The 13,829-nt window shown below is 44.4% G+C and carries 11 protein-coding genes and 2 tRNA genes; 2 read left to right on the top strand and 11 right to left on the bottom strand.

The window, feature by feature from the left end; all coding sequences use genetic code 11:
• Positions 1 to 111 precede the first annotated feature (111 nt).
• Positions 112 to 1,428 (bottom strand): adenylosuccinate synthase, encoded by a 1,317-nt coding sequence (locus AB4180_RS22320; RefSeq protein WP_102250078.1) that lies wholly within the window; start codon positions 1,426 to 1,428, stop codon positions 112 to 114.
• A 171-nt stretch (positions 1,429 to 1,599) separates the two neighbouring features.
• On the opposite strand from AB4180_RS22320, the gene AB4180_RS22315 reads away from it, so the two are divergent.
• On the top strand, positions 1,600 to 1,788 hold the full coding sequence (locus AB4180_RS22315) for a DUF2065 domain-containing protein (RefSeq protein WP_009847884.1): 189 nt from the start codon (positions 1,600 to 1,602) through the stop codon (positions 1,786 to 1,788).
• A 195-nt stretch (positions 1,789 to 1,983) separates the two neighbouring features.
• Here the strand turns inward: AB4180_RS22315 and hflC are convergent, their stop codons facing one another.
• The 8 genes from hflC to tsaE all read right to left on the bottom strand — a co-directional run bounded on the left by hflC (position 1,984) and on the right by tsaE (position 11,554).
• The gene (gene hflC, locus AB4180_RS22310; RefSeq protein WP_009847883.1) at positions 1,984 to 2,961 is read right to left on the bottom strand and encodes a protease modulator HflC; all 978 of its coding nucleotides are present in this window, start codon (positions 2,959 to 2,961) and stop codon (positions 1,984 to 1,986) included.
• 2 nt (positions 2,962 to 2,963) lie between these two features.
• Positions 2,964 to 4,166 carry an FtsH protease activity modulator HflK gene (gene hflK / locus AB4180_RS22305; RefSeq protein ID WP_009847882.1) on the bottom strand — a complete coding sequence of 401 codons (1,203 nt, stop codon included), beginning with the start codon at positions 4,164 to 4,166 and terminating at the stop codon, positions 2,964 to 2,966.
• Between the two features lie 27 nt (positions 4,167 to 4,193).
• Positions 4,194 to 5,501 (bottom strand): ribosome rescue GTPase HflX, encoded by a 1,308-nt coding sequence (gene hflX, locus AB4180_RS22300; protein WP_017059928.1) that lies wholly within the window; start codon positions 5,499 to 5,501, stop codon positions 4,194 to 4,196.
• 44 nt (positions 5,502 to 5,545) lie between these two features.
• Positions 5,546 to 5,812 carry an RNA chaperone Hfq gene (gene hfq / locus AB4180_RS22295; RefSeq protein WP_004735866.1) on the bottom strand — a complete coding sequence of 89 codons (267 nt, stop codon included), beginning with the start codon at positions 5,810 to 5,812 and terminating at the stop codon, positions 5,546 to 5,548.
• 192 nt (positions 5,813 to 6,004) lie between these two features.
• Positions 6,005 to 6,937, bottom strand: coding sequence for a tRNA (adenosine(37)-N6)-dimethylallyltransferase MiaA (gene miaA / locus AB4180_RS22290; protein WP_102250079.1), 933 nt, complete (start codon positions 6,935 to 6,937; stop codon positions 6,005 to 6,007).
• A 167-nt stretch (positions 6,938 to 7,104) separates the two neighbouring features.
• Positions 7,105 to 9,291, bottom strand: coding sequence for a DNA mismatch repair endonuclease MutL (gene mutL / locus AB4180_RS22285; protein ID WP_102250080.1), 2,187 nt, complete (start codon positions 9,289 to 9,291; stop codon positions 7,105 to 7,107).
• 89 nt (positions 9,292 to 9,380) lie between these two features.
• Entirely contained in the window at positions 9,381 to 11,096 is a 1,716-nt protein-coding gene (locus AB4180_RS22280; protein ID WP_102250081.1) for an N-acetylmuramoyl-L-alanine amidase, read from the bottom strand.
• A complete protein-coding gene (gene tsaE / locus AB4180_RS22275; RefSeq protein WP_004735870.1) occupies positions 11,090 to 11,554 on the bottom strand; it encodes a tRNA (adenosine(37)-N6)-threonylcarbamoyltransferase complex ATPase subunit type 1 TsaE in 465 nt (154 codons plus the stop codon). The genes AB4180_RS22280 and tsaE overlap by 7 nt, the downstream gene beginning before the upstream one ends.
• A 254-nt stretch (positions 11,555 to 11,808) precedes the next feature.
• On the opposite strand from tsaE, the gene queG reads away from it, so the two are divergent.
• On the top strand, positions 11,809 to 12,987 hold the full coding sequence (gene queG / locus AB4180_RS22270) for a tRNA epoxyqueuosine(34) reductase QueG (RefSeq protein WP_102250082.1): 1,179 nt from the start codon (positions 11,809 to 11,811) through the stop codon (positions 12,985 to 12,987).
• 611 nt (positions 12,988 to 13,598) lie between these two features.
• On the opposite strand, the gene AB4180_RS22265 is transcribed toward queG, so the two are convergent.
• Positions 13,599 to 13,674: transfer RNA gene (locus AB4180_RS22265), tRNA-Gly, on the bottom strand.
• A gap of 59 nt (positions 13,675 to 13,733) precedes the next feature.
• Positions 13,734 to 13,810 (bottom strand) — tRNA-Met (locus AB4180_RS22260).
• Positions 13,811 to 13,829: the final 19 nt, after the last annotated feature.

Here is a 13,829-nt window from a genome sequence, read left to right as displayed (position 1 = left end):
TTATCCGAACGGCATTAACTTAATAAAGTCGGCTTTTAGAAAACTATTTCATTATCAAAGTACTTTAATTACCTCAGTACGGTTCGTGCTGTGGTAATCACTCAGCTGGCATTATGCGCCGTATGGGTGAACCTTGATGATAGTTTCGTTACGATCTGGGCCAGTTGATACGATATCAATTGGAACGCCAGTTAGGTCTTCGATACGCTTGATGTAATCTAGAGCAGCTTGTGGAAGCGCGTCGATAGATTTAGCACCAAATGTGTTTTCAGACCAACCAGGCATTGTTTCGTAGATTGGCGTCGCTTCTTCGAATGACTCAGCAGCCATTGGAGAAACTTCTAGGATAGAACCATCTTTCATCTTGTAACCAGTACAGATTTTTAGTTCTTCTAGGCCATCTAGAACGTCTAGTTTAGTTAGACACATACCAGATAGAGAGTTGATTTGGATTGCACGACGCATAGCAACAGCATCGAACCAACCTGTACGACGTAGACGACCAGTAGTTGCGCCAAACTCGTGACCAACATTGCCTAGGTGCTTACCGACTGGATCTTGCTTCTCAAGGCCATCGTATAGCTCAGTTGGGAATGGACCTGAACCAACACGAGTACAGTAAGCCTTAGTAATACCAAGGATGTAACCGATGTGACGAGGACCGAAACCAGAACCTGCAGCAACACCACCAGCAGTCGTGTTAGAAGACGTTACGTATGGGTAAGTACCGTGGTCGATATCTAGTAGCGTACCTTGAGCACCTTCAAACATGATCTTGTCGCCGCGCTTACGTGCTGCGTCTAGTTCGTCAGTTACGTCGATAACCATCGCAGTTAACATGTCTGCGTAGCTCATCGCTTGCTCAAGTACTTCTTCGTAGCTTACTGTTTCAGCTTTGTAGAAGTGCTCTAGTTGGAAGTTGTGGAATTCCATAACTTCTTTTAGCTTCTCAGCAAATGCTTCTTTATCGAAAAGGTCGCCAACGCGTAGACCGCGACGAGCAACTTTATCTTCGTAAGCAGGACCGATACCACGACCTGTTGTACCGATAGCTTTAGCGCCACGAGCGATTTCACGCGCGTTGTCGATAGCAATATGGTACGGAAGAATTAGAGGACAAGCTTCAGAGATGAAAAGACGCTCACGCACTGGGATACCGCGTTCTTCAAGAGGCTTCATCTCTTTAAGAAGTGCGTCAGGCGATAATACAACACCGTTACCAATAACACATTTAACGTTATTGCGTAGGATGCCTGATGGAATTAAGTGAAGAACGGTTTTTTCACCGTCAATTACAAGTGTGTGACCTGCATTGTGACCGCCTTGGTAGCGAACCACGTATTTTGCATCTTCAGTTAAAAGGTCAACGATTTTACCTTTACCTTCATCACCCCATTGGGTGCCTAGAACGACTACGTTATTTCCCATCTTTCCAATTTCTGTTGCTAATTAAAAATGGATTCTAGCACTGAATCACACTTCTTGCAGTCACTTTTTGTTCATAAACGTTAACGCTGTACAAAAATAAACCAGCGATAACTGAGGGCGAATGTGTAAAGATGCTGATATCATTGCATTTTATAGACAAAAGGCAGAACCATGTCTCAATCAATTTGGCTCGCTATTGGGCTCGTTCTTATCGCTGAAGGGCTCGGCCCCTTGATTGCACCTAATGGCTGGAGAAACATGGTCGCGCAACTGAGCGAGCAACCAGACACGCAACTGCGCCGTATTGGCGGTTGTCTTGTGGTGGCTGGTGCCGTTATCGCTTTCATGACCTATCGTTAGGTTTTCTCAAAGTACGGAGCTGTCACTACGACTTCCCTCGAAGATTCAATGGTCAATCTTCAATCTTCAATCTTCAATCTTCAATCTTCAATCTTCAATCTTCAATCTTCAACGAATAGAAAACAAAAAGGCTCCCATTATGGGAGCCTTTTGATTTTTAGTTACTTCGCTAATTTAATGAATTAACGAATCAGCTTATTTTGCTGGAGCACCGCTTGCTTGATTCATGTATTGGAAGAAGTCAGTCTTCGGATCCAGTACTAGAATGTCGCTCTTATCGCTAAATGATGTCTCATAAGCTTGCAGTGAACGCATGAAGCCATAGAACTCAGGGTCTTTGCTGAACGCATCAGAGTAGATCTTCGCTGCTTCTGCATCAGCATCACCACGAGTCACTCGAGCAGTACGGTCAGCTTCAGCAAGAACAGTCGCGACTTCTAGCTCAGCTTGAGCACGGATAACTTCTGCTTTCTCACGACCTTGTGAACGGTGTCTACGAGCAACCGACTCACGTTCTGCACGCATACGGCGGTAGATAGATTCACTGATTTCGTCAGGAAGGTTAATCTTCTTCATTCGGAAATCAACAACTTCAACACCTAAATCAGCCATCGCACTTTCTGCCGTTCCAGACAAAACGTTTTCCATGATCTTATCGCGTTCGCCATCAACTTCTAGTGCTTCTGCAGCCGCTACCGTTGTGACAACTTCGCTATCAGCAGAGTCTGGCAGGATGTCCTTATTACGAGGACCTGACACGATCTGCTTAATTTCACGAGAACCAATTTCAGAACGAAGAACATCTGTCACTTTACGCTCAAGAAGTGCTTCTGCCGTCATGATATTGCCGCCGCCGGTACTCAGATAAAAGCGTCCAAAATCAGCAATACGCCATTTTGCGTAGGTATCAATTAGAACGTCTTTTTTCTCTGATGTTACGAAACGGTCAGAACGACCATCCATTGTTTGAATACGAGCATCAAGTACTTTTACGCGATCAAACATAGGCAGTTTAAAGTGCAAGCCTGGTTCATAGATTCGTGATACGCCGTTGTCATCGAGAACTCGACCAAAACGAATTACCATGCCACGTTCGCCTTCTTGAATCACAAATAGTGACATCAATAGAAGGGCAATCGTCACAACTAATACAGGGATCATTAATTTACGCATTATTAGTATCTCCCTTGACGTGAACTGTCTGAACGAGTTTGAGTGCTAGACTTTGGATCGGCTTGAGTTTCTAACTCAATTTGATCGTAAGTTGATGATGTTTTTGCAGGGCGAGTGCCCGACTGAGAACCACCTTGTGCGCCTAGCTTATCAATTGGTAGGTATAGCAAGTTACCGCTTGATTCAGAATCAATCAGGACTTTCGATGTGCTTGAGTACACTTTTTCCATTGTATCAAGGTACATACGGTTACGTGTTACTTCAGGAGCTGCTTGGTATTCAGGTAGCAGTTTCTCGAACTGAGCTACTTGACCTAGAGCACCATTAACTGTGCGCTCTGAGTAACCCACCGCTTCTTTCTTCAAACGCTCAGCACGACCTGTTGCTTTTGGAAGAATATCATTTCGGTAAGCTTCAGCTTCACGCTCGAAACGCTCTTCATCCTCACGAGCCGCGATAGCATCATCAAATGCATCTTTCACTTGCTCAGGTGGACGTGCTGACTGGAAGTTCACGTCAACAATCAGAATACCCATGTCGTAGCTATCAATAATACGGTTCAACGTTTCTTGAGTGCTTTGACGAATCTGCTGACGACCACTTGTCAAGATACTATCCATTAGTGAGTCACCAATTACCGCACGAAGCGCAGAATCGGTTGCTTGGCGTAAACTGTCGTCTGCATTCGTTACACGATACAAGTATTTGTATGGGTCAGAAACACGATATTGAACACCCATTTCAACGGTCACAACGTTTTCATCTTTCGTTAGCATGGTGCCAGCAGCACGTAGAGAACGAATCGCTTGAACGTTTACTAGTTGCTCATCTTTGATTTCATCGATGAAGCGTGGGTGCCAGTTAAGACCAGGCTCTTCGATACGGTCGAACTGACCCAATCGAAGTACTACTGCTCTTTCTGCTTCGCCAACGGTGTAGAAACCAGCGAAGAACCAGATAGCAATCGCAATGACAGCAATGACACCAAAGCCAATCGCACCGCCACCACCGATAGATGGCCCGTTACCGTTGCCACCTTTTTTACCAAACTTGCCACCTAACTTTTGACTTAGTTTACTAAACACTTCGTCTAAGTCTGGCGGTCCTTGATCTCGGCCGCCGCGATTATTGTTCTTACCCCAAGGGTCATTATCGCGGCCGTTATTATCGCCGTTGTTGTTATTTCCAGGCTCATTCCACGCCATTAGAAAGCTCCATCATTTGATATGACGTTATACTGTAGCAGTCTCTTTGGTAACGATAAAGTCACCTAAGAGCGCCCCTTCTCTTTTTTCAAGTTTAGACCAATCTATTTGTTGCATTCGGATATCTATCAACAAGTTACCATTTTCATCATACTCTTCCTGTTGAATACATTTCATCTCAAAGAATAAGCTACGAATACGGCCCTGATGTTGATGTGGAATACACAATCGGAATTGAACCATTTGACTTGCTAAACGCTCAGTTAAAGCTTCAAACAGCAGTTCAATGCCTTCTCCTTCCATTGCAGAAACCCAAACAGCGCGAGGTGCGCCCTCTTCGTCTCTTTCAATTCGAGGTTTTTGGTCTTCCATGCAGTCAATTTTGTTCATGACTACAAGGGTTGGCACTTCATGAGCATCGATTTCTTCTAATACTTCATGAACAGCCTGAATGTTCTCACGAAAGCGGTCATCACTGGCATCAACAACATGTAACAAAATGTCAGCTTCCTGCGTCTCTTGTAACGTAGCCTTGAACGCAGCGACCAAGTCGTGTGGTAGATGACGGATAAAACCTACGGTATCTGCGAGAATTGCAGGCCCGACATCTGCCAAATCAATCTTACGTAGTGTTGGGTCTAAGGTTGCAAACAGTTGGTCTGCCGCATAAACACCAGCACTTGTGATGCGATTGAAAAGTGTTGATTTCCCCGCGTTGGTATAACCAACCAAAGAAATTGTTGGGATTTCAGCTCGATTACGAGCACGTCGTCCTTGTTCACGCTGCTTAGCGACTTTCGCTAAACGACGTAATATTGCCTTTATACGGTCACGCAACAAACGTCGATCGGTTTCCAGTTGAGTTTCACCTGGACCACGAAGACCAATACCACCTTTCTGCCTTTCAAGGTGAGTCCAACCACGAATCAATCGAGTAGAGATATGACGAAGCTGAGCGAGCTCAACTTGTAGCTTACCTTCATGAGTTCGCGCACGTTGTGCAAAGATATCTAAGATCAAACCCGTGCGATCAATCACACGACATTTACACAATTGCTCGAGGTTTCGCTCTTGGGCAGGAGAGAGGGAGTGGTTAAAAATCACAATTTCAGCACCGGTTAGCTGAACAGCTTGTGCGATTTCTAGGGCTTTACCTTCTCCAACGTAGTATTTAGGGAGTGGGGATTGTCGGCTACCAGTAATCACTTGTAGCGTTTCTACCCCCGCTGAGGAGACCAGCATTTCACATTCGCTCAGGTCTTCCCATTCTCCCTCTTGCGTGAAGTTGATATGAACAAGTACGGCTCGCTCGCCGGATTCATAACGGTCAAACAAGCAACCAACTCCTTATTACAGCGCAAGCTGTATCAATTGAACGATTAATCTTCAGTCTTCTCAGGACGATCAGATGGCGCGCGTTGTTGCTCGCCGCTGTGGTGACTAACTGCACGAGCAGGAACCACAGTAGAAATCGCATGCTTGTAAACCATTTGGTTTACTGTGTTCTTCAATAAGATCACGAATTGATCGAAAGACTCGATCTGACCTTGCAGCTTGATGCCGTTAACAAGATAGATAGAGACTGGAATGCGCTCACGACGGAGTGCATTTAGGAATGGGTCTTGTAGCGATTGCCCCTTAGCCATTTTATTTTCCTTATTTATATTTTGTTGTAATTATTTAGCTAGTGGTGCACAAAAAGGTGCGGCCTTTGCATCTGAGCTAAACGAATAAAAAAACTCCGTTGTTATTGAAAGGCTGTGATTTTTAAAAGCCTCAACAACTGATCCTTTCCAGAGTATATTCACGCAAAAGCGATCACATTATACACAGCAATACTAATCAGATGCTATTGCATCTGAAAGAGTTTCTAACGCCTGTTCAATGTTTTCGCTATCCAACCAAGTTAAATCATCCCAACTGCGTAACCAGGTGATTTGTCGCTTGGCCAATTGACGGGTTGCGCAGACACCACGGAAAACCGCTTCGTCTAAATCGCAATTCCCATCTAAATAATCCCACATCTGCCTATAACCAACGCATCGGATCGACGGCAGTTCAGGGTGAAGATCTTCTCTGGCGTACAACGCTTTCATTTCATCTTCAAATCCCGCTTCTATCATCTTCTCGAAACGCAGCTCAATGCGGCGATGGAGTTCTTTCCTTTCCTTGGGAGCTATTGCAAATTGTTTTACACGAAATGGCAGGCTATCGCCTTTCGTTTGAGTTAGCTCTGTTAATGTTTTACCCGAAATTCGATAAACTTCCAATGCCCTTGAAAGCCTTTGTGGATCATTTGGGTGTATTCTTTCAGCGGATACGGGATCTATCTCTCTTAATTGATCGTGCAATGCCTGCCAACCCTGTTCAATAGACTCCGCTTCAATCTGCTTACGAATCTCTTGATCCGCAGCGGGTAGTGGCGATAAACCTTCCAACAATGCCTTGTAGTAAAGCATTGTGCCACCAACAAGTAGCGGGATTTTACCTTCCGCTACAATCTTATTCATTTCACTGATCGCATCACGACGAAAGTCAGCCGCAGAATACGCTTCGCTTGGATCGAGAATATCAATCAAGCGATGAGGCGCGAGCGCGAGCTCTCCTGCATCCGGCTTAGCAGTACCAATATCCATCTCTTTGTAGATTAGCGCCGAATCGACACTGATGATCTCTACCGGGTATTTCTGACGTAAGCGGATAGCTAAATCTGTTTTTCCTGATGCCGTTGGGCCCATTAAAAACAACGCTAAAGGTAATTTTTCAGTCATGATATTTTGTATTTATTTCTCTGTTAGAGCACTTAATTAAAAGGCTTCATGTCGCGATACACTTGTTTACTAAGAAAAGCCGCATCGTAACAGTTAAATCGTAAACAGCCGAAGCCGTAAATAAGCTTAATTTATCTAAAACTCAGCTGTGAAAATTCACCTACAAACTAAGCCATAAAAGCAGCGATGGTTGCAGAAAAGTCGATAGGATTAACAAATTCGGGATCATCTAATGGAAGTAGACCATGCCAAAGTTGCTCAAGTTCCCCAACTAGTTGAACCGCTTCAGATAAAGTGTAGTCGTTTTTTACTTGTGCTGTCTGAATCCCGATCCAGTTAACCAGTAATGGTAACGTATCGCTAGAAAAGCTATGACCTTGAGTTTCCGAGGCCTGAGCGTTTATTGAAGCCGCGTACGATAACAGATCTGGGATCAAAATTTGTAAGTTTTGCTGCCTCAAAGGAGAAGGCACTCCCATCACCATTATCGCTTCGTTATTCCTAGCTTTAAGCTCGATACCAAGCACAGACAGCATTGGACTTAGTGCCTTAGCGACATCGACTAAATCAGCGCCTAATTTGATGGATAAAGGCACTAATAATGGTTGGCTCTTTAACGCGCCATCACGCGTATCAAGCTGGCCAACAACACGCAATAACTCAGCCTTAGCCAAAGAAACCAACACACTGCCGTTCTTATTACCCATCACCAAGTACTGACGTTCCACAATCGAGACCGCTTTACCCAAGTCCGTTACAGGTGCTCTTGGATTCAAGTTAACGGGATTCTGTTGAGAAGGCTTAGCTTCTTTGTCTATGTTATCTCTTGTTTCTACTGGTGCCACGTGCTCTTGAGGAGATGATGGTTGTACAACTTGATCATCAAAACCTGGCGTTTTCAGAAGCTCTTTATAAGCTTTCACTTCTCGCTTAGATGGAGCAGGTTCACCATGATGTTGGTGCGGCTCTTTTTCTTTTTTAGGTTCAGGTCGAGACTCTATCCACTCTTGGCGAGGCGAGCCTGTAAAACTGGTTTCGCGATCCGACGAGCCTCTGCTAGACGATGAACCTCGGTTAGCTGGTGAGCTATAACGCTGCCCACCATCATTAACGCTGTGTTGAGGCTTATCAAAAGCGTGCTCTGATTCTGCTTTTCTTGGGTAGGCTGGCGTTTGCTCAATAGCATATCTTTCACTATCAGATACTTGAGATTGTTCTGAACTGCTCGGCATTGTGCTTTCAGGCTCTGAGAAACTGGCAATCGCTCCGATACCCGAATTCGAGCTATCTTGCTGATGATGTATCACTTCTGACTGATGAAACGCAGACTGCTTGATCGGTGCTGCATCAATTTGTTTGCTTTGGGCTAAGCCATCACTCAAGGCTTGGTAGATGAAGTCGTGTACAAGGCGGGCTTGATGAAAACGCACTTCATGTTTTGCAGGATGAACATTCACGTCCACCTGATGTGGGTCTAGCTCGATGAACAAAACATACGTCGCGAATTGGTCGGGGCGCAAGCTAGTTTCGTAGCTTTGACGAATCGCATGATTGATCAGCTTATCGCGCATCATACGACCATTCACATAACAGTATTGAAGATCGCTTTGTTGTCTTGCTCCTTCAGGCGTGGTGATCCAGCCATGAAGTTTTAAGCCTTGATGCTCAAGTTCGATCTTAAGCATATGGCGAACAAAAGGATTGCCACATACAGCTGCGATGCGCTTTTCGGCTTGAACTTGTGTTTTTGCAGCGCGGTACTGACGAATCATTTTACCGTTATGACGAAGGTTAATCGTCACATCAAAACGGCTCAATGCAATGCGTTTAAGCAGCTCATCGATATGCGTGAATTCAGTTTTCTCGGTGCGTAAGAATTTACGTCGTGCCGGAGTATTGAAGAACAGATCCAATACCTCAACCGAGGTGCCAATGGGATGCGCTGCTGGCTGCAGTTTCACCTGCATATCACGACCTTCACTATGTGCAGCCCAAGCTTGATCCTGAGTCGTAGGACGTGAAGTCATAGTTAGGCGGGCAACAGAGCTAATACTCGCCAGTGCTTCACCTCGGAAACCTAGGCTGACGATCGCTTCAAGGTCATCAAGAGTATGAATTTTAGAGGTAGCATGACGGCTTAATGCCAAGGCAAGCTCATCTTTAACAATGCCCTTGCCGTTGTCACGAACGCGGATCATCTTAGCGCCACCTTTCTCGATATCGATATCGATACGTGTCGCACCAGAATCCAAACTGTTCTCAACCAACTCTTTCACAACAGAAGCAGGTCTTTCTACCACTTCACCCGCTGCGATTTGGTTAGCTAGCCGAGCTGGCAGTATTTTGATCGTCATATGTATAGCTACCTTACTGCCATTTATAGAAGCACTTCTCACGTTTGAGATTGCTTCTATGTTCTAAACATTACTTCAACATTAGCCAACTATTTGTGCGGAATAATCAGCACTTGGCCAATGGCCAACTCATCGGAACGTAGTCTGTTTGCTTGACGGATACTGTTGACGCTCACGCCATATTTCGAAGCAATCTTGCCAAGATAATCGCCTCTTGCGACTTTATGTTTACGTAGAGGTATATCTTTTACTTCAACCGTAATACGTAACTTTTGGCCTACTCTCACGGTTTCTGATTTCAAGCGGTTCTCACGTTTAATGCTTGCTACCGATACTTTGTAACGGCTAGCTATCTTGCCTAAGTACTCTCCAGACTTAACCGTGTGTGTCAGCGTTTTACGGCTTGTTGTGGTAGCCGCTTGTGAACCCGAGCTTGGAATTTTTAGAATTTGCCCTACCGCTAAGCTCGTCGACTTCAAACCATTCAACTTCAATAATGCTTGTGTAGACGAGCCGTACCTCTTCGCAATCACAGACAATGATTCACCACGCTGTACTTTGTGCTGACTGGTAGAGTTAGAAGATGCCGCCGCGTTAGAAATAACAATCCCTTCTGGTGGATTCGCTTTCAAATATTTAACGACCGCTTTGGTCACAGCCCGCGCAAGTTTGTCTTGATGCGAACGTTGGAAAAGAAGCTTCTCTTCGGTCGGATTCGAAATAAAGCCCGTTTCTACAAGTACCGATGGAATTTGTGGTGAACGTAACACTGCCAAGCTGGTGTTAATCGGCTTACTGTTATGCAGTTTTGCGACCTTACCCATTTCAGAGAGAATGGTCGTTGCCAGTTTATAGCCCTCTTTTTGAGAGTGGCTAAACTGCAAATCAAGCAGGGTTTGGTTGACGTTTTTATCTGCAATATTGCCAGTAAACGCAGCACCGCTGCCGCCCAGCAATTCTGACTGCTTCTCTTTGTTCTCAATCCAACGGGAAATCTCAGTATTTGCCCGTCGAGTATTCAACACGAACACCGAACCACCTCTTGGTTGAGGCGTCGTAAAGGCATCGGCGTGAATAGAGATCAAGAGGTGTGCTTCGTTCTCACGAGCAATTGCAACACGTCTGTTCAGGTTTACAAAGTAATCAGCATTACGTGTTAAACGCGTTTTGATTCCTGGAACTGCATTTAACTGCGCAGCGATCTTTTTCGAAATACTAAGAGTCGCATTCTTCTCATATTTACGAGATGGGCCAATGGAACCAGGATCTTCACCACCGTGGCCTGGGTCAATCACAATCAGAACATCACGCTGACGCTTAACTTGATTGAGGTTCTTACTCACTGTTGGCTTACTCGGCGTTGATGTTGCTTTGCCTTTACTTGCCGCACCATGAGGCAAGTCGATCACCAAGCGATGTCCGTACTGACCACCAGGAGTCGGACTGAGTTTAAACAACTCTGCTTTAGACGACTTCTTTAACTCAAAAACCAAGCGATACGTGTTTTTGTCTGGCGGTGAGCTTTTACGAATCTTAGATAGAACGGGGCTGTCTTTCACCACGACCGGTAACTTAGTTGCAAGGTTGGTCTTTTTTAAATCAACAACCAAGCGACTCGGGCTACTCAGGGTGAAATAGCTGAAATCCGCTTCTGATTTTAAATCGATAACCACACGAGTTTCTTCTGGAGAAGGCCAAACCCTTAAACTCTTTAGTGAGTTTGCAGAAACAAGTGAAGAAAACAATATAGAAAAAACAGCAGCCAACATAGCTACTGCTGAAATAAGGCGTCTAGAAATCAACATAACTCCAACTGACTAAGTAAGCGCTGTCCGTATTCACTGTTAGCGGTTAAAGAAACAATGCGGTGATCGTCTTGGTAACGAATATCAATATCCAAATCAGCTTCTGGTAGCATTCCATAACCTTTCTCTGGCCATTCAACCAGACAGATAGCATCTGGCGTGAAGTAGTCACGAATCCCCATAAACTCTAATTCTTCAGGATCGGCTAGGCGATAAAGATCAAAATGGTACACCTGCCAATCGGCAAGTTGATAAGGTTCAACGAGAGTATACGTTGGGCTCTTTACATTTCCTTGATGGCCAAGTGCTTTTACAAAACCACGACTGAAGGTCGTTTTACCTGCGCCAAGATCACCATGCAGATAAATAGTTGTCTGCTGTGAGCAAAGATTAGAAAGCTCCGTTCCTAATTGAATCGTTGCTTGTTCATCTTTCAAAGTAAATTGTTTCGTGCTCATGAATACGTTCTCTAAAAATCGATCGTTGACTATATAAAAATCAAAAGAACAAGAATAGTAAACCGTGATGCTTTTGGGAGACAAGCACTCAAGTGTAAGTTCTATGAAAAATACTGATCAAAACACGTCTGTTCTGGTCAATACCACTAAGATCCGTTAAGATCCGCCCCCATTTTTGCCGAACCTAATTTTAATTAGCCTTATCTCTAATTGTAAAACAGAGAAAATAAGAATTAAGAATTAAGAATGAAGCCATGAATCTAGACCATCTTGCTGAAAAAATTAAAATCTGGGGAAAAGAACTAGGCTTTCAAAAAGTTGGCATCTGCGATGTTGATTTAAGTGAACATGAAGCCCCTCTTCAAGCATGGCTAGATGCTGGCAACCACGGCGAAATGGATTGGATGGCTCGACATGGGATGATGCGTGCTCGTCCCAATGAACTTCACCCTGGCACCATTCGAGTGATCAGCGCCCGAATGAACTATCTACCACCAGAAGCTCAGTTTGCCTCTAACCTAAGCGATACCACTCAAGGTTATATCAGCCGTTATTCTTTAGGCCGCGATTATCACAAATTGTTCCGCAACCAGTTGAAAAAGCTGGGACAAAGAATCGAAAAGGAAGTCGAAGGTTTAGACTCACGTCCTTTCGTGGATTCAGCGCCCATTTTGGAACGACCGCTCGCTCAAAAAGCAGGGTTGGGCTGGACAGGTAAACACTCATTAATTCTTGATAAAGACGCTGGCTCTTGGTTCTTCCTAGGAGAATTGTTAGTTAACATACCTCTTCCAACAGATGAACCCAGTGTCGATGAGTGCGGCAAATGCACCGCATGTATCACCTCTTGTCCAACGGGCGCCATTATTGCTGATGGCGTAGTGGATGCTCGAAAATGTATCTCGTACTTAACCATTGAATATGATGGTGTGATCCCGGAAGAGTATAGAGACGCAATTGGTAATCGTATTTACGGTTGCGATGACTGTCAGTTAGTTTGCCCGTGGAACCGCCATGCCGAACTCACTGAGCAAACAGACTTCCACCGCAGAGAAGACTTCCGAGAGGCAGACCTTGTTTCACTTTCAAGTTGGGATGAAGCTACCTTCCTAAAGAAGATGGAAGGCTCAGCGATAAGACGTATTGGACACACCCAATGGTTACGCAATATCTTTGTTGCTATGGGCAATGCGCCATTTCAACAACGCATTGTTGAAACACTGGAATCTCATCGAGGCAACAACGAAATGCTGGATGTGCATATTGAGTGGGCTTTAAATAAACAACTACAACAGTTACCCAATGCTAGCAGCATGCAAGAAGATAGCTCTACGCAGAAAAATAGTTGTGTGCAAAAAGATAGCAGCAAAATCCTCACCAAAAAGCACAGGCTAATACGCATCGTTGAGAAAGGGCTACCAAGAGACGCCTAACCCCTTAGGCATCAACGATTGGCAGGCCAATCCACACCAACAACCCACCATACAACACAACTCGTTGCACATAATTTTCGAACAATGTTTGACCTTGTTCTCAATTCTAACAATGTGGAAAAAATTCAGAACTCTCGTAAACTTCCGACACCCACGTAAAGTTAAACACAGTACCGATAAATGATTAAGATCAAAAAACAACAAGTTAACGATCTTTTATCAAATTCAAGGCAAGCATTCAACCTGATAAAAAACAATGAGTTACGATCGGCGCAATTCAGCTAATATACTGAAAACAAGAAAGATCTTTTAGAGAAATGTAAAGAATCAGGTCTGAAATAACTTTATCAACCAAGTTATCCACACTTGATACTTTGTGGATAAGTCTGTTTATAGATATGAAAAACCTCAAGTATCTGCTTCAGAGACCTGATGTTTACTAGCATTCTTGTTGCTAACAAAAATTTAAGACAAAAAAATATCCACCATAATGGAGGATTATTTGCTTTTTGGGGGGATTATGCTTCGCAGCATTAAAGAAAGAGCGTGACCGATAAGGTCGTCTTTAAACACTGTGATTTAAAGAGTTTTGTTTACCATGAAAAGTAAACTGGAGCGATACATCGGGTTCGAACCGATGACCTCAACCTTGGCAAGGTTGCGCTCTACCAACTGAGCTAGTATCGCATAAGCTAACCGTTCATCTTTTCTGCTACAAAGCATCAAATCAACGTTCAACTGTAATGTGGTTGCGGGAGCCGGATTTGAACCGACGACCTTCGGGTTATGAGCCCGACGAGCTACCAAACTGCTCCATCCCGCGTCCGGATGCATTGTTTAAG

Origin of the sequence: Vibrio sp. 10N.286.49.C3 (genome assembly GCF_041469545.1) — a bacterium.
Classification (GTDB): domain Bacteria; phylum Pseudomonadota; class Gammaproteobacteria; order Enterobacterales; family Vibrionaceae; genus Vibrio; species Vibrio tasmaniensis_A.
This window is presented reverse-complemented; position numbering and strand designations above follow the sequence as displayed.

Excerpts from the sequence above, each read along its gene's own strand:
- AB4180_RS22320 (WP_102250078.1), bottom strand. The coding sequence starts at position 1,428 with ATGGGAAATAACGTAGTCGTTCTAGGCACCCAATGGGGTGATGAAGGT.
- AB4180_RS22315 (WP_009847884.1), top strand. The coding sequence starts at position 1,600 with ATGTCTCAATCAATTTGGCTCGCTATTGGGCTCGTTCTTATCGCTGAA.
- hflC (WP_009847883.1), bottom strand. The coding sequence starts at position 2,961 with ATGCGTAAATTAATGATCCCTGTATTAGTTGTGACGATTGCCCTTCTA.
- hflK (WP_009847882.1), bottom strand. The coding sequence starts at position 4,166 with ATGGCGTGGAATGAGCCTGGAAATAACAACAACGGCGATAATAACGGC.
- hfq (WP_004735866.1), bottom strand. The coding sequence starts at position 5,812 with ATGGCTAAGGGGCAATCGCTACAAGACCCATTCCTAAATGCACTCCGT.
- miaA (WP_102250079.1), bottom strand. The coding sequence starts at position 6,937 with ATGACTGAAAAATTACCTTTAGCGTTGTTTTTAATGGGCCCAACGGCA.
- mutL (WP_102250080.1), bottom strand. The coding sequence starts at position 9,291 with ATGACGATCAAAATACTGCCAGCTCGGCTAGCTAACCAAATCGCAGCG.
- AB4180_RS22280 (WP_102250081.1), bottom strand. The coding sequence starts at position 11,096 with ATGTTGATTTCTAGACGCCTTATTTCAGCAGTAGCTATGTTGGCTGCT.
- tsaE (WP_004735870.1), bottom strand. The coding sequence starts at position 11,554 with ATGAGCACGAAACAATTTACTTTGAAAGATGAACAAGCAACGATTCAA.
- queG (WP_102250082.1), top strand. The coding sequence starts at position 11,809 with ATGAATCTAGACCATCTTGCTGAAAAAATTAAAATCTGGGGAAAAGAA.